10 protein-coding genes and 1 pseudogene are annotated in these 16,033 nt (G+C 60.7%); 8 read left to right on the forward strand and 3 right to left on the reverse strand.

Annotation, left to right across the window (positions count from 1 at the left end):
• Window positions 1-2: 2 nt before the first annotated feature.
• The 6 genes from lpdA (at window position 3) to guaB (ending at window position 9,711) form a co-directional block, all read left to right on the forward strand.
• Complete coding sequence (gene lpdA / locus VF285_RS12265; RefSeq protein ID WP_346952914.1) at window positions 3-1,421, forward strand: dihydrolipoyl dehydrogenase; 1,419 nt, start codon at window positions 3-5, stop codon at window positions 1,419-1,421.
• 58 nt (window positions 1,422-1,479) lie between these two features.
• Complete coding sequence (locus VF285_RS12270; protein WP_346952915.1) at window positions 1,480-2,436, forward strand: alpha/beta hydrolase; 957 nt, start codon at window positions 1,480-1,482, stop codon at window positions 2,434-2,436.
• 20 nt (window positions 2,437-2,456) lie between these two features.
• Window positions 2,457-3,308, forward strand: coding sequence for a PHP domain-containing protein (locus tag VF285_RS12275; protein ID WP_346952916.1), 852 nt, complete (start codon window positions 2,457-2,459; stop codon window positions 3,306-3,308).
• A gap of 47 nt (window positions 3,309-3,355) precedes the next feature.
• Complete coding sequence (greB, locus tag VF285_RS12280; protein WP_346952917.1) at window positions 3,356-3,907, forward strand: transcription elongation factor GreB; 552 nt, start codon at window positions 3,356-3,358, stop codon at window positions 3,905-3,907.
• Between the two features lie 156 nt (window positions 3,908-4,063).
• Window positions 4,064-8,119 carry a phosphoribosylformylglycinamidine synthase gene (gene purL, locus VF285_RS12285; RefSeq protein ID WP_346952918.1) on the forward strand — a complete coding sequence of 1,352 codons (4,056 nt, stop codon included), beginning with the start codon at window positions 4,064-4,066 and terminating at the stop codon, window positions 8,117-8,119.
• A 131-nt stretch (window positions 8,120-8,250) separates the two neighbouring features.
• Window positions 8,251-9,711 carry an IMP dehydrogenase gene (guaB, locus tag VF285_RS12290; protein WP_346952919.1) on the forward strand — a complete coding sequence of 487 codons (1,461 nt, stop codon included), beginning with the start codon at window positions 8,251-8,253 and terminating at the stop codon, window positions 9,709-9,711.
• A 6-nt stretch (window positions 9,712-9,717) separates the two neighbouring features.
• Here the strand turns inward: guaB and VF285_RS12295 are convergent, their stop codons facing one another.
• Both VF285_RS12295 and VF285_RS12300 read right to left on the reverse strand, forming a co-directional pair.
• Complete coding sequence (locus tag VF285_RS12295) at window positions 9,718-10,437, reverse strand: alpha/beta fold hydrolase (protein ID WP_346952920.1); 720 nt, start codon at window positions 10,435-10,437, stop codon at window positions 9,718-9,720.
• Window positions 10,434-11,612 (reverse strand): YbfB/YjiJ family MFS transporter, encoded by a 1,179-nt coding sequence (locus VF285_RS12300; protein WP_346952921.1) that lies wholly within the window; start codon window positions 11,610-11,612, stop codon window positions 10,434-10,436. Before VF285_RS12300 ends, VF285_RS12295 begins: the two co-directional genes overlap by 4 nt.
• 133 nt (window positions 11,613-11,745) lie before the next feature.
• On the opposite strand from VF285_RS12300, the gene guaA reads away from it, so the two are divergent.
• A complete protein-coding gene (gene guaA / locus VF285_RS12305) occupies window positions 11,746-13,332 on the forward strand; it encodes a glutamine-hydrolyzing GMP synthase (protein ID WP_346952928.1) in 1,587 nt (528 codons plus the stop codon).
• Window positions 13,333-13,683: 351 nt separating this feature from the next.
• A pseudogene (locus VF285_RS12310) lies at window positions 13,684-14,896 on the forward strand (tyrosine-type recombinase/integrase).
• A gap of 34 nt (window positions 14,897-14,930) precedes the next feature.
• On the opposite strand, the gene VF285_RS12315 reads toward VF285_RS12310, so the two are convergent.
• Window positions 14,931-15,218 carry a helix-turn-helix transcriptional regulator gene (locus tag VF285_RS12315; protein WP_346952922.1) on the reverse strand — a complete coding sequence of 96 codons (288 nt, stop codon included), beginning with the start codon at window positions 15,216-15,218 and terminating at the stop codon, window positions 14,931-14,933.
• Window positions 15,219-16,033 lie beyond the last annotated feature (815 nt).

Consider the following 16,033-nt stretch of genomic DNA (forward strand, 5'->3'; position numbering starts at 1 on the left):
GCATGGCCAGCCCATTGAATACCACGTTGTTGATCATTGGTGGCGGCCCCGGAGGGTATGTGGCGGCCATCCGTGCGGCCCAGCTGGGAGTGCCCACGGTCCTGGTCGAAGGGGAGGCCTTGGGGGGAACTTGCCTGAACATTGGCTGCATCCCTTCCAAGGCGATGATCCACGTAGCGGAGCAATTTCACGCTCTTCAAAAATACGCTGCCGGCGATTCGCCCTTGGGCATTCGGGCTCAAGCGCCGGAGCTTGACCTGGCTCAGACATTGTCCTGGAAAGACGCTATCGTGCGACGCCTGACAGGCGGTGTAGCCACCTTGCTCAAGCGTCATCAGGTCACGGTCGTGCAAGGCTGGGCCCGCATCGTCGACGGCAAGACGGTGGATGTCAGTCCCGTAGGGGCCAAAGGCCGAGCAGGGGCGCCGCAACGGATTCGATGCGAACACTTGCTGCTTGCCACAGGGTCTGAGCCTGTGGCTCTGCCGTTCATGCCTTTTGGCGGCAAGGTGATTTCCTCCACCGAGGCGCTGTCGCCGGCACGGCTTCCCAAATCTCTTGCAATTGTGGGGGCAGGGTATATCGGTCTCGAACTCGGGACCGTGTATCGCAAGCTGGGGGTGAAGGTCGACGTGGTCGAAGCACGTGACCGCATCTTGCCCGCTTACGATGCTGATCTTACCCGTCCAGTGCTGGCGTCCTTGAAATCGCTTGGGGTGGGGTTGCATTTGCAGACTCACGTGCTGGGGCTGTCAGAAGGCGGGCAGGGCATTCGGATTCAGCCGCCCAAAGCCGACGAAAAAGTGCTGGCTGCCGAACAGATTCTGGTGGCCGTAGGGCGCAAACCACGCAGTCGGGGCTTCGGCTTGAGCTCTCTGGTACTGGACATGAACGGGTTGGCGGTGCAGGTAGATGACCGTTGCCGCACGTCCATGAACGGCGTGTGGGCGATTGGGGACTTGACGGGTGAGCCCATGCTGGCGCATCGCGCCATGGCGCAGGGTGAATGCGTGGCCGAGCAAGTCGCAGGGCAAACCCGGCGCTTCCTGCCCCAAGCCATTCCGGCGGTGTGCTTCACCGATCCCGAGGTGGTGACGGCAGGCTTGAGCCCTGCACAGGCAGGAGCGTCGGGGGTCGAGGTCCTCGAAGGCGTTTTCCCCTTGGCGGCCAATGGCCGTGCCATGACGCTGGAGTCCACCGACGGCTTCGTCAGGGTAGTCGCTCGGCGTGACTCACACCTTATCGTAGGATGGCAGGCTGTCGGCCGAGGGGTGTCCGAACTTGCGGCAGCCTTTGGACAATCGCTGGAAATGTCCGCTTGCCTCGAAGACGTAGGTCACACGATCCACGCCCACCCCACCTTGGGTGAAGCTGTCCAAGAAGCGGCACTGCGAGCACTGGGCGAAGCGATCCACATCTGAAGGCGGCGGCTACAGGCGGCTACAATCGGTAGATCGAGATCTTCTGCCAAGGTGTGCCATGTCTGCTGCTGCCTTTCGGTCTGCGTCGCCCGAGGCGCTGCCCCGCCTGGATTACGTCGCCTGCGCCAGCCTCGCGGGTTTTCATCGCATGGCGTACTGGGAATGGGGTGATCCCGACAATGACAAAGTCCTCCTGTGCGTGCATGGCTTGACGCGCACCGGCCGCGACTTCGACCAGCTTGCGCGCGTCCTGCAGAGGGATTTTCGGGTCGTCTGCCCCGATGTGGTCGGACGAGGCCGGTCTGATTGGCTCGCCGACCCGGCAGGCTATGTGGTTCCACAGTATGTGGCCGACATGGTCACGCTCATCGCCCGTCTTCGGCCTGCGACACTGAACTGGGTGGGTACCTCCATGGGTGGGTTGATTGGTCTGGCGCTTGCAGGTGCCCTGATCGCGTCCCCGGCGACACGGCCCGCGCGGGGTGCCTGGGGGTTGGGCAGCGCGCCAGACGTTCCTTTGGGCCGCATGGTGTTCAACGACATTGGCCCGGCGCTGGATGCCGACGGCCTGGCACGCATTGCCACGTATGTCGGTGAAGACAGGCGCTTTGGCAGTTTTCAAGAGGCCGTCGATTACGTTCACTCGAGATCCATGGGGTTCGGCCCCCATGACGCCGCCACATGGGAAGACCTGACGCGCTTTGCCGTTCACGAGCAAAATGGTCAGTGGATCAAGCACTACGACCTGAGAATGGCACAGCCCTTTGGAGCACAGACTCCCGAGACCTTGGTGGCCGCCGAGCAGATGTTGTGGCAGGCGTGGGATCACTTGCCGGTGTCAGCCTTGATTCTGCGAGGGCAGCAATCCGACATTCTGTCGGCTGCTACCCTGGAACAGATGCTGGCGCGCAATCCGCGTGCCCGAGGGTTGCAGTTTGCCGGCGTGGGCCATGCCCCCACGCTGAGAAGCGCTGATCAGATTGCTGCCGTGCGTGATTTTCTCTTGTCTGCCTGACGGCGTGTGGGTGGTTTGTCATGGTCCTGAACGTGGATTTGCATAGCCACTCGACGCAGTCCGATGGAAGCCTTCGTCCTGCCGCGGTGGCAGAACGGGCCAAGGCCCGGGGCGTGGATTGGTGGGCACTGAGCGACCACGATGCGCTCTCGGGGTTGCAAGAAGCTGCCGAGGCCGCTCGGGAGCTCGATCTAGGCTTCATCCCGGGGGTTGAAATCTCGGTCTTGTATTCCGGGGTCACCGTCCATATCGTGGGCTTGAACTTCAATCCGGCTGATACGACCCTGCAAGTCGGGCTTGCACAAATTCGGCAGACACGGTTCGAGCGCGCACGACAAATGGGCGATCGCTTGCAGGACTGCGGCGTCGAGGGGGCCTTCGACGGGGCGCTCAGTCTGGCTGGCAACCCACACCTGATCGGTCGCGTGCATTTTGCGCGCTACCTGATTCAGCAAGGGGTCTGCGACACGTTCCAGCAGGCATTCGAACGCTATCTTGGCGATGGCAAGCGTGCGTGCGTGCCCATGCAAGGGGCGACGCTCGAAGAGGCTGTGGGCTGGATTCTCTCGGCAGGTGGCAAGGCGGTGATCGCGCATCCGGGCCGTTACCCTTATAAGCCTGCACGGCGCAAGGCGCTCTTTTCCGATTTCAAGGCCTTGGGCGGACAGGCCATCGAGGTCGTGACCGGCAGCCATACGCCGGATCAATACCGGCAGTACGCACGGGTGGCGCGCGAATACGGGTTCGAGGCCTCCCGCGGTTCGGATTTTCACGCCCCCGGCATGGGGCGAGTCGACCTGGGCCTGCTGCCCGACCTCCCGTATGATCTGGTGCCTGTCTGGCGTGACTGGATTGTCGAGCCCGGGCACTGACCTTCAAATTTTGCTTCGCCTTGCTGAGCGGAGTCGTGGAGCATGCAATGAACAAGGCTTTCGTCAAAGAGTCGGACGAGGATGACGACGAGGACCTGGAACCGGCCAAGGCGCTGCCGTCGGGAACCAAGAACTACATGACGGTGCAAGGGTATCGGGCGATGAACGATGAACTCATGCACCTCATGAATGTGGAACGTCCGGAGGTCGTCTCCGTGGTGTCCTGGGCCGCCTCCAATGGTGATCGTTCAGAAAACGGTGACTACATCTACGGCAAGAAGCGCCTCCGAGAAATCGATCGGCGCATGCGTTTCATCACTCGCCGGCTGGCAAGCGCCGAGGTGGTAGACCCGGCGCTGCAACCCAATCGCGACCAGGTGTTTTTCGGCGCAACCGTCCGCTATTGCGATAGCCAAGGCGAAGAATTCAAAGTCACCATCGTCGGGGTTGATGAGGCCGAGCCGTTATCGGGGCGTATCAGCTGGATCTCACCGGTGGCCCGGGCGTTGATCAAGGCTCACGAAGGCGATACGGTAAGCCTGCGCACTCCTGCCGGTATCGAAGAACTGGATATTCTCGAAGTCAGCTACCCGAGTTGAGCTCTCTTGGTTGAGCATCACCGGTGCATGGGCAATGGTTTGAGACGCAGTTGTTCGCAAACGGCATACTGGCTCTACGGGCATTGGCCGTTTCGCAGGTGGGTTCACGGCTAAAATAGTCAGCTTTCAAACCGCTTCTTCCAGGCTTGCCTCGCCGTGACCACTGTCCTGCTCATCCCCGGTTCTTCTGCACTGTCCGATTTCCGCCGTGAACGTCTGCTGCACACCTTGGTGCAACAGCAGGTGCCGGTGTCCGATCTGCAGGCTGCAAGCTGCTATTTCGTGGGCACCCAGGCCCCGCTTTCACCCGCAGAACATGAGAAGCTGCTGGCATTGCTGGACGATGGGGAGCCCCAGCTGCAGATTTCGTCTGACCGGCATGCGGCTTCTTTCCTGGTGATTCCTCGACCCGGCACCGTCTCTCCCTGGGCCAGCAAGGCCACCGATATTGCTCGTCATTGCGGCCTGTCTTCGGTCGTTCGCATCGAACGCGCTGTCCGGTACACCGTGGTTCCGGAGCGAAAGCTTCTGGGTACGCGAGCCCTGGATGGAGCACAGCTGGCCGCCGTGTCTGCTCTGGTTCACGATCGCATGACGCAAACCGTGGCAGCAGCCGATTTCGATGGCCAGTCCTTGTTTGCGACGCTACGCGGTCAGCCTGTGCAGGCGGTTCCGGTGAGTACGCAAGGACGCTCGGCCCTGCAGGCCTGCAACGAGCGCCTGGGCCTGGCCTTGTCGGCGGATGAAATCGACTACCTGCTGCGCGCCTACGGGGACCTGGGGCGTGATCCCACTGACGTAGAGCTCATGATGTTTGCGCAGGCCAACAGCGAACACTGTCGTCACAAGATTTTCAACGCGCATTGGACGGTGGACGGCGCGGCGCAGGCACACACCTTGTTCGACATGATACGGGCCACGCACGCGGCTCAGCCGGAAGGCACTGTGGTGGCCTACTCGGACAACGCAGCGGTCATGGAGGGCGGCCCTGCCGATGTCTTCCATGCGGCGGGCGGTGCAGCAATCTACCATCATGACCGGCAGCTCATGCACACGCTCATGAAGGTCGAGACGCACAACCACCCCACGGCCATTGCGCCGTTTCCGGGGGCGGCGACCGGCTCAGGAGGAGAAATTCGCGACGAAGGTGCCACAGGGCGGGGCTCCAAGCCCAAAGCTGGTCTGGCGGGGTTCACCGTCTCTCACCTGCGGGTGGAGGATGCCCCAGAGCCTTGGGAAGAAGCTTTCAGCAGCCCGGATCGCATTGCCACACCATTGGACATCATGATCGACGGTCCCGTGGGGGCTGCAGCGTTCAACAACGAATTTGGTCGCCCCAATCTGCTGGGGTATTTTCGCAGCTTCGAGCAGACGATCGACGGCGTGCGCTGGGGCTATCACAAGCCCATCATGCTGGCGGGTGGCCTGGGACAAATCGATGCTCGGCTGACGCACAAGGACCCTTTGCCGCCCGGAGCCTTGCTGGTGCAGCTGGGCGGGCCCGGCATGCGGATCGGTATGGGCGGTGGCGCGGCCTCCAGCCTGGGGGCCGGCGCCAATCAGGCCGAGCTTGATTTCGACTCCGTGCAGCGCGGCAATCCTGAGATGCAGCGGCGGGCCCAGGAGGTCATCGATCGGTGCTGGCAACAGGGTGAGACCAACCCGATTTTGGCTATCCACGACGTGGGCGCGGGCGGTTTGTCCAATGCCTTCCCCGAATTGGTCAATGATGCCGGGCGTGGGGCCGACTTTGAACTGCAGCGTGTCCCTCTTGAAACGTCCGGAATGTCGCCGGCTGAAATCTGGAGCAATGAGTCCCAGGAACGTTACGTGCTGGCCATCTTGCCGACTGATCTGCCGCGTTTCGCTGCGATTGCAGACCGGGAACGTTGCCCGTATGCCGTGGTAGGCGTGGCAACCGAAGAACGACATCTGCGCGTGACCATGGGGGAGGGACTACCCGGCCTGGATACTCCGGAAGCGTCAGCAGATGACTCGGAACTTTCGGCGCTACGGCCCGTCGATGTGCCGCTGGAGGTCATCCTTGGGAAGCCGCCACGCATGCAGCGGCAGGCCAGCCACTTGGCCGTTCAAGGGCAGGCCATCGACCTTCTGAGTATCGAATTACCCGAGGCCATCGATCGCGTCTTGCGTCACCCTACGGTGGCCAACAAATCATTTTTGATCACCTTGGGCGACCGTACGGTAGGTGGTCTGACGGCCCGCGATCAAATGGTGGGCCCCTGGCAAGTTCCGGTCTCTGATTGTGCCGTGACTCTGCGGGATTACGAGGGGGTGGCCGGCGAGGCCATGGCGATTGGCGAGCGCTCGCCTATCGCCATTCTGAATCCTGCCGCTTCGGGGCGTATGGCCGTCACTGAGGCTCTCACCAATCTGGCGAGCGCGGGGGTGACCCGCCTGGAAGACATCAAGCTTTCTGCCAACTGGATGGCGGCTTGCGGCGCGCCGGGGCAGGATGCCGCGCTCTTCGATACCGTGTCGGCTGTCGGCGACTGGTGCGAATCTCTAGGGCTGTCGATTCCGGTCGGCAAGGATTCATTGTCGATGCGTACGGCTTGGCAAGACACAGAAGGCGAGCAACAGGTGGTTTCGCCGGTGTCGCTGGTCGTGACGGCGTTTGCCCCAGTGGCCGACGTACGCGAGACGCTGACGCCGCAACTGCGCTCGGATGCGGGCGATACCGTGTTGCTGCTCATCGATCTGGGAGAAGGGCATCATCGCCTGGGCGGCTCTGTTTTGGGGCAGGTTTTTGGTTCCATAGGCACCGAGACCCCCGACATGCACGATGCCACGCTGCTGCAGACCGCTTTTCTGGCCGTGCGTGACCTGGCTACTCGCGGCTGGATTCTCGCTTGCCATGATCGTTCGGATGGTGGACTACTGGCGGCAGCTGCCGAGATGGCTTTCGCAGGTCGAGTAGGGGTGTCTCTGAATCTGGACATGCTCACCTTTGATCCCCACACCGCTGATGCGGGCGACTATAAGATCCATATGGATCAGGTGGCCATTCAGCACCGCGAGCGCAGTCTGTCGGCGCTTTTCAACGAAGAAGCTGGTTGGCTGCTGCAAGTTCCGCGTGCACGGCGAGACGAAGTGCTGCATGTATTGCGCCAGGCTGGGCTGTCCACATGTTCGCACGTGGTGGGCATGCTCAACACACAGAAAGAATTTCAGGTGTTTGTGGATGGTTCCATCATTTACCATCGCGCGATTGCCGAACTGGGGCAAGTGTGGAGCGAAACGACGCGCCGCATTCGTGTGCGTCGCGATCGCCCCGAGTGTGCCGAAGCCGAACATGCGCTGTGGCAGGCAGCCGATGACCCTGGGCTTTCAGCGCAAGTGGCGTTTGATCCTCAGGAAGACGTGGCAGCGCCCTTCATTGCCAGCGGCAAGCGCCCCCAAATCGCCATCCTGCGTGAGCAGGGCTGCAATAGCCAGGTGGAGATGGCCTGGGCCTTCGATGTCGCGGGTTTCGAAGCCGTTGACGTGCACATGACAGACCTGCTGTCCGGACGCACGCAGCTGCAGGGCGTGCAAGGCCTGGTTGCTGTAGGGGGATTCAGTTACGGCGACGTCCTGGGCGCTGGTGAGGGCTGGGCACGCACGATTCGCTTCAACAGCCAACTGTCCGATCAATTTTCAGCTTTTTTTGCGCGATCTGACGTATTTGCCCTGGGGGTGTGCAACGGCTGCCAGATGATGGCAGCGCTCGCCGACATGATTCCGGGGGCCCAGCATTGGCCGCGCTTCACGCGTAACCAGTCTGAACAATACGAGTCCCGCTTGTCACTGGTCGAGGTGCTCGATTCGCCTTCCATCCTGTTGGCCGGCATGGCGGGGGCCAGGGTACCCATTGCCGTGGCGCATGGCGAAGGCTTCGCCAATTTCAGCCGGCAAGGTGATGCGGAGCGCGTGCAGGCGGCCATGGCGTTCGTCGACAATCAAGGGCAGCGCACTGAGGCGTACCCTGCCAATCCCAACGGCAGCCCTGAAGGCCTGACTGCGGTGACTACGGCCGATGGGCGATTCACAGCCATGATGCCTCACCCGGAACGGGTCACCCGCAACGTGGCCATGTCATGGCATCCCGAGCGCTGGGGTACCGCAGATTCGGGGGCAGGCGAGGGCACGCATGGTGGCTACACGCCCTGGATGCGCATGTTCCGCAATGCGCGCGTCTGGCTGGGCTAGCAGAAGTTCGGGTGCGGTGCGGCACAGGCTGTACCGTACCGACCTCTCTGTGCAGGCTGTCTAGCGTGACGGGCTTGGTATTAGGGTAACCACCACCGTATAATCTTGTTTTGCCCGGAGCACAACCGTTTATGCGGCTCATCAAAAAAGCGCTGACGTTCGACGACGTCTTGCTGGTTCCCGCTTATTCCAAAATTCTTCCGCGCGATGCGCAGCTCACCACGCAGCTGACTCGCGGCATCCAGCTGAATATTCCGCTGGTGTCTGCAGCCATGGATACCGTGACCGAATCGCGCCTGGCGATCGCCATGGCACAGGAAGGCGGCATTGGCATCATTCACAAAAATCTGACGGCTGACGAGCAGGCTCGTGAAGTAGCCCGCGTCAAACGCCACGAGTTTGGCATCGTCATCGATCCTGTCACGGTGACGCCCACCATGAAGGTGCGTGACGCCATTGCACTGCAGCGTCAGCACGGCATCTCGGGCCTGCCCGTGGTCGAGGCTGGCAAGCTGGTCGGGATCGTCACCAACCGCGATCTACGCTTTGAAAGTCGTCTCGACGACTCCTTGCGCGAGATCATGACGCCGCAAGAGCGCCTGATCACTTTGCACGAGGGTGCCACGCTCGAAGAAGCCCAAGCCCTGATGCATCAACATCGTCTCGAACGCGTGCTGATCGTCAATGACAAGTTCCAGCTTCGCGGCCTGGCTACCGTCAAGGACATCGTCAAGAACACCGAGCACCCCTTGGCTTCCAAAGATGCACAGGGCCAATTGCGCGTGGGTGCGGCGGTCGGCGTGGGTGAAGGCACCGAAGAGCGCGTCGAGAAATTGGCGGCAGCAGGTGTGGACGTCATCGTCGTCGACACGGCGCACGGACATTCTCAGGGTGTTATCGACCGCGTGAGCTGGGTCAAGAAGCATTACCCGCACATTCAGGTGATCGGCGGCAACATCGCCACTGCGGCCGCAGCGCGTGCTCTGGTCGAGGCTGGTGCAGACGCAGTCAAGGTCGGGATTGGGCCGGGCTCCATTTGCACGACGCGCATTGTAGCGGGGGTCGGCGTACCGCAAATGACTGCCATTTCCGACGTCGCCGATGCGCTCAAGGGCACGGGCGTACCGTTCATCGCCGATGGCGGTATTCGCTATTCTGGCGACGTGTCCAAGGCGTTGGCCGCTGGGGCGTCCACCTGCATGATGGGCAGCATGTTTGCCGGCACCGAAGAAGCGCCCGGCGAAGTCGTGCTGTTTCAGGGGCGTTCGTACAAGTCGTATCGTGGCATGGGTAGCCTGGGCGCCATGGCAGCAGGCTCTGCAGATCGCTATTTTCAGGACCCGAACAACAACGTCGACAAGCTGGTGCCTGAGGGAATCGAGGCACGCGTGCCATACAAGGGCAGCGTGATTGCCATCATCTTCCAGCTCATTGGCGGCATTCGGGCTTCCATGGGGTATTGTGGCTGCGCCACGATTCGGGATCTGCACGACAAGGCTGAATTCGTCGAGATCACGGCGGCGGGTGTGCGCGAATCACACGTGCACGACGTGCAGATCACCAAAGAAGCGCCCAACTACCGGGCGGATTGACAGGCCTCAGGCGTTGGTGATCAACGCCTGAGCCACCAGGTCGGGCGCCACCACCATTGCGTCGTGGCTGCAAGGCAGCTCTGCCCAACGCCATTTCGACTTATACATACCCTTTGCCCATGCCTGTCCGGCTGCAACGGCCGGGAAGGCCGGTTGCGTGCAGCGGATGTGCGTGATTGGCAGGCCGTTGCCCAGATAGTGTTCCAGCGACAAGGCCTGGCGGTAGCTGCCGATCGGGTGCGGAGTGAGCCGGTCTTGCACAAAACGGATATCTTCTTCGGCCTCGAGCCCCAGCGTGGTGGGGCGAGGTGGCAGGATCCCGCCCGTTGCAGTAGCACGTTGCTCGATCTTGGCGACGGTTTCAGGCGGCAAAGAATCAAAGGTCGAAATTCCGGGCGGCAGCAGGAATGCATCCAGATAAACCAGTCGCTGGATGCGGTTGGCCAACTGATCGGCGACACCGGAAATCACCAGGCCGCCAAAGCTGTGGCCTACCAGCACGACGTCGTGCAGGTCTTCCCAGATCAGCACGTTGTGGATGTCCTGGATGAAGGTGTCCAGATTGATGCTGGATGACAGCAAGTGGCTGCGCTCGCCCAAGCCCGTCAATGTGGGCGCGAACACCCGATGGCCCGCAGAGCGCAGACGCTCGGCGACACGCGACCAGCACCAGCCGCCATGCCAGGCGCCGTGGACGAGGACGTAAGTACAGGGAGTGTGAGTCATCGCAGTCTCAGAATGGGGAGCGCGCCGGCCAGCAAGCCGAGGGCGCCCAGAATCAGCGCGAATCCCAATGGGGCGCCGAGCCAGATATGTGTCAAGCTGAAAAACAAGGGGCCGATGAGCTGGCCAAGCGCGAAGGAGGCTGTCATCGCGGCCATCTGCCGCTTGGCTCCGGCGATGCCCACGCGATGCTGGGCCTCTTGCAGGCCCACCATGGTGATGACCATGAAAGTACCACCCACGCAGCACGCTGCGATCAGGATGGCCCCCAGAGAGTGCCAGACGACGGGCAGGAAGACCCCGACCGCCATGATCACCTGAGCGCCTGCCCACAGCTGCGGACGGCTGTAGTGTCGCGCCAGCCGGCTGGCGAGCAGGGTCGAGAGCGCACCAGTGACGCCGAAGACAGGCCACGCCAGGCTGAAGAGCAGTGGATCCGGCACCAACAGCCGCGCCTGGGCTGGCAAGAAAGTCGCCGGCAAGATATACCCGAATCCATACACGCCATAGCACCAGATCAGCCCCCAGTGCAGGGGAGCGGTCGCAGCTTCGTCCAGTGAACCAGTATCCGAGGGCGGTGATTGAGGGTTCACAGGCGCAGCGGCAACCTCGTCCTTGGAGGGGCTCCAGAGCGTAGTGGCGCCCACCAGCCCCAGAAATGCCGCCAGCCCCAGCCAGAGCCAGGCCTGAGGGGAAGGAGTGCCGATCAACGCCATTCCCATGCAGGCGATTCCGGCGAATGCGATGCCGCACCCCACGCCCGCAAACACTATGCCGCTTTTTTCCGACTGCCCTCGCGCATTGAGACGAGCAATGCACAATGCAGCTGTGCCAATCAGTACCAGCGCGCTCGCGATTCCCGCCAGCAGCCTCCAGACGAGCCAGCCCAGCCAATGGTCGTCCAGGCCCATGGCAACTGTCGCCACCACCACCAGCCAGAGGCCTCGCCGCAGGAGCGCTGCCGGCGGCCAGCTCAGGTGAGTCACGATGAGCGCTCCCAGCAGGTACCCAAGATAATTGGCGCTGGCGAGCCATCCCCCCTGCGCCAGCGTGAGGCCTTGGTCAGCCTGCATCATGGGCAGCACGGGCGTGAACGCGAAACGGCCGATGCCCATGGCGACGGCCAGCGCCAGCAGGCCGGCAAGGGGGAGCGGGATCAGGGGACGAGTAAGAGTCATGCAATGGCGGCTTTTTTGAGATCCCTACTTTACTGCGCTGCAGCCGGGCCGCCAACGCAGGAAGGTGCGCATTTTGGGCGGCCCCATGAGTTACCATTACGCCTTGACCATTTCCCCCAGTCTTCGACCCATCATGCATCAGTGCATCCTCATCCTGGATTACGGCTCCCAGGTTACTCAGCTCATTGCCCGTCGCGTGCGCGACGCGGGGGTGTACTGCGAGATTCAACCCGGCGACGTGGATGATGCCTTCATCCAGGCACAACAGGGCTTGAAAGGCATCATTTTGTCGGGTAGCCATGCTTCTGCATATGCAGACGAATCCCCCAAAGTGCCGCCTGCCGTCTTTACGGCCGGTGTCCCCGTGCTGGGCATCTGTTATGGCATGCAATCCATGGCCTTGCAACTGGGTGGAAAAGTCGAGTTTTCAGACCATCGCGAATTCGGGTATGCCGAAGTGCGCGCCCACGGCCATACGCGCTTGCTGGCCGGACTTCAAGATTTTGAGACGTCTGAAGGATACGGCATGCTCAAAGTCTGGATGAGCCATGGAGACCGTGTCACGGCGTTGCCGCCGGGCTTCAAGCGCATGGCGTCGACCCCTACCTGCGAATTCGCCGGCATGGCCGATGAAGCGCGGGGCTTCTATGCCTTGCAATTCCACCCGGAAGTCACTCATACCGTGCAGGGTGAAGCCATTTTGCAGCGCTTCGTGACCGACATCTGTGGCTGCGAGCGCGACTGGAACATGCCCGACTACGTCAGCGAAGCTGTAGCCCGCATTCGTGCGCAAGTGGGTTCAGATGAAGTCATCCTGGGCTTGTCAGGTGGGGTGGATTCATCCGTAGCGGCGGCACTTATCCATAAGGCCATCGGCGACCGGCTCACCTGCGTATTTGTCGACCATGGGCTGCTGCGCTTGAACGAAGCACGGCAAGTCATGGAGACCATGTCATCCAACCTGGGCATTCGCGTCATCCATGTGGATGCCAGTGCCCAGTTCATGGGAAAACTCGCCGGCGTCTCGGACCCAGAGTCCAAACGCAAGATCATTGGACGCGAGTTCGTCGAAGTCTTTCAAGCCGAGTCTGCAAAGCTCAAATCGGCCCGTTGGCTGGCACAAGGCACCATCTACCCGGACGTGATCGAGTCTGCTGCCTCCAAGACCGGCAAGGCGGTGGCCATCAAATCGCACCACAACGTGGGTGGGTTGCCAGACACCCTGAATCTGAAGCTGTTGGAGCCCCTGCGGGAGCTCTTCAAGGACGAAGTCCGCAAGCTGGGCCTGGCCCTGGGGTTGCCACCTGCCATGGTGTTTCGCCATCCATTTCCGGGTCCCGGCCTGGGCGTGCGCATCCTGGGCGAAGTCAAGCAAGAATACGCAGACCTGCTGCGCCGTGCTGACGATATCTTCATTCAGGAGCTGCGCAACACCGTAGATGCCGAGTCCGGCAAATCCTGGTATGACCTGACGTCGCAGGCGTTCGCTGTGTTTTTGCCGGTGAAGTCTGTGGGGGTCATGGGCGACGGCCGCACCTACGATTATGTCGTGGCGTTGCGAGCGGTACAAACAACTGACTTCATGACTGCCGATTGGGCTGAACTGCCGTATTCGCTGCTCAAGAAAGTGTCGTCGCGGATCATCAATGAGGTGAGGGGGATCAATCGCGTGACGTATGACGTGTCGAGTAAACCGCCTGCTACGATTGAGTGGGAATGATTTCCCGCCTAGCAGGCTGATGCGATAGCTGGCATCAGAACGATGGAGAGCCCCTGTTTTAGCGGCTCTCCATTTCTTTTTCTGGTTTTGGCTGGCAAGTGCTGGCAGGCCCAAGCATGTTTTCCGGATGGTATTTTTGAGGGTATCGACGCTGCGTTATGGTGGCGCGGCACCCGGTACCATCTATTGATGATTGATGTTCAGATGGTATTGGAATCCATTATCTATCTGATTTAAATCATTTTTTTATGAATCAATGGCGCGGTCAAAAGATGGTATTGGTGCTGCGCTTCAATACCATCCAAAGATCGCTATACCTACAGCAAGCCATTGATTCAAAAAAGGAAAGACATGCTCACGGATACCATGCTCCGCAATTTCATGCCGCGTGATAAACAGTACAAGGTGGCGGATCGCGACGGGCTGTATGTGGCGGTGAGCGTGACCGGTGCGATTTCCTTTCGCTACAACTACCGGCTGAACGGCCGTGTAATGACCCAGCGAAACGCTGACCTTAGGCCGCTATGGCGTGGGTGGTGTCACCCTGGCCGAGGCCCGGAACCTGCTGCGCGAGGCTAAGCAGAAAATTGCGGCTGGCGTATCGCCTGCCCAGGAAAAAGCCCGCAGCAAAGACAAGCTGCGGGGTGAAAAACGGTTTGGGGCCTGGGCGCAGGACTGGCTGCGGGGGCACGACATGGCTGAATCCACCCGCGACATGCGAAAGTCGCTGTACGAGCGCGACCTGAAGCCATACTTTGCCAATCGGCTGCTGCACGAGATCACCGAAGAAGATGTACGCAGTCGCGCGGATGCGATCCTGCAGCGGGGCGCGCCCGCGACGGCCGTGCTGGCACGGGAAATCGTCATGCTGGTGTTTCGCTGGGCATCAGCCAGAGGCTATAAAGGCAGCAACCCGGCCGATGGTGTGCCGCCGTCATCGATCGCGCGGTTCAAGGCGCGAGAGCGATCCCTGGGGCCGGATGAAATCCGGCTGCTGTACCAGTATCTGAATCGGGTGGCGACCACGCCGGTGATCCGTCTGGCGGTCAAGCTGCTGTTGCTGACTATGGTGCGCAAATCCGAACTGATCGAGGCCACCTGGGGTGAAATCAACTTTACGGATGCCCTGTGGACCATCCCGGCGGAGCGCATGAAACGGCGCAACCCGCATAATGTCTATCTGAGCAGCCAGACGCTGGACATCCTGATGGCCATGAAAGTCTGCGCGGGCGGGTCTCGCTGGGTGCTGCCAGGCCGCTATGACCCGGATGTGTGCATGAGCAAGGCCACCTTGAACCAGGTGACCAAACTGGTGTGGACATCGGCACAGGCCGACGGCCAGGATCTGCCGCAGTTTTCGCCCCATGATTTCCGGCGCACGGCCAGCACACTGCTGAACGAGGCTGGGTATAACTCCGACTGGATCGAAAAATGCCTGGCCCACGAGCAGCGCGGTGTGCGTAGCGTCTACAACAAAGCTGAGTACGCCGAAGGACGGCGCGAGATGCTGCAAGACTGGGCCAATATGATCGATGGCTGGACGCAGAATCCGGCGGGTGCATAGGCGCACCGGCCGGATCTTGCACGGCCTGGCTGGACTAGGTGCCCGTGCGATGCAGGGGTGCCGACAAGGCCGCGTCCATCTGGTGGTTGCGCGTGCTTTTGCGGGATTCCAGCCAGGCGTTGACCTCGGCCAGGTCCCAGGCGACGACGCGGTTGGACAGGCAGAAGCGCTGCGGGAATTCGCCGCGCTTTTCCATATCGAAGATGGTGCGATCAGACAGCGGAACCTTGCTGAGAAGTTCCTTGCGGGTGATGGCGACGATGTTGGCGGCGGGGGCAGGGTGGGGGAAAAGGTCGGTTTCCGACCGGCTTGGTTCGTTCATGCGATTACCTCTTTCTGCGGGCATATTCAACATGATGTGCCCGAATACGGAAGTGACCTGCTGGCATGCCAGCAGGTCAGGGATTCTGTTCTTGGATTACGTCGCCATCCTCGATGTTGGACGCCATTGCGGCGAACCAGGCGCTTCCTGCGAAGGGGGGAGTCCCCGCTGCACGCTGTCGTTGGATACCCCACGCGAGGGGCCGACGGCATGAAGCGGATTTCACCGGTTTTGCTCCAACCCCGATGCGTTACAGGTTGCTGCGCAATCGCATGCCGCGTAATCGGGCAGGGCACAGTATTCATCGCTTGTTTTTTGTTAAAGAGCGGGTCCGGTGTGAGCAGACCAGCTCATATTACCAACATGATATTCATTGTCAATAGGAAATTAGTTGGTTGTTTTTACAAGCAATTTCAAGCTTTACTGGGGAATCATTAAGATTAGCTGATTCCTTCTGGAGGATGCCCGCTGTAGCCTGAAAATTTGTTTTTGCTTGTGACTGCGTGGAACGCGAGGCCCGGGGTGGACAGTCTGACACTGCACTAGGGGATAGTCCCTGCATAATGATTCAGCTTTGTTTCAGTATTGTGCGTTGTAGCCTGATTTTTGGTTGCAATTTTGTGGCCTAAAGCCAGGCTCAGAGGCCGGAAGCCGACACAAAGGTTTCATATCCGATGATGCCTATATGAGTAATTTATCTTATAAAATCCACATGATTAACGTGGTTATGAGTGCGTATGCCAGATTTTTTACCTGTTCGTGAAGCCTGTGAGTTGATGGGCGGGATGAACAAGCTCGCCAAGAAGCTCGGCCTA

Source organism: Castellaniella sp., assembly GCF_036379515.1.
GTDB lineage: Bacteria > Pseudomonadota > Gammaproteobacteria > Burkholderiales > Burkholderiaceae_B > Castellaniella.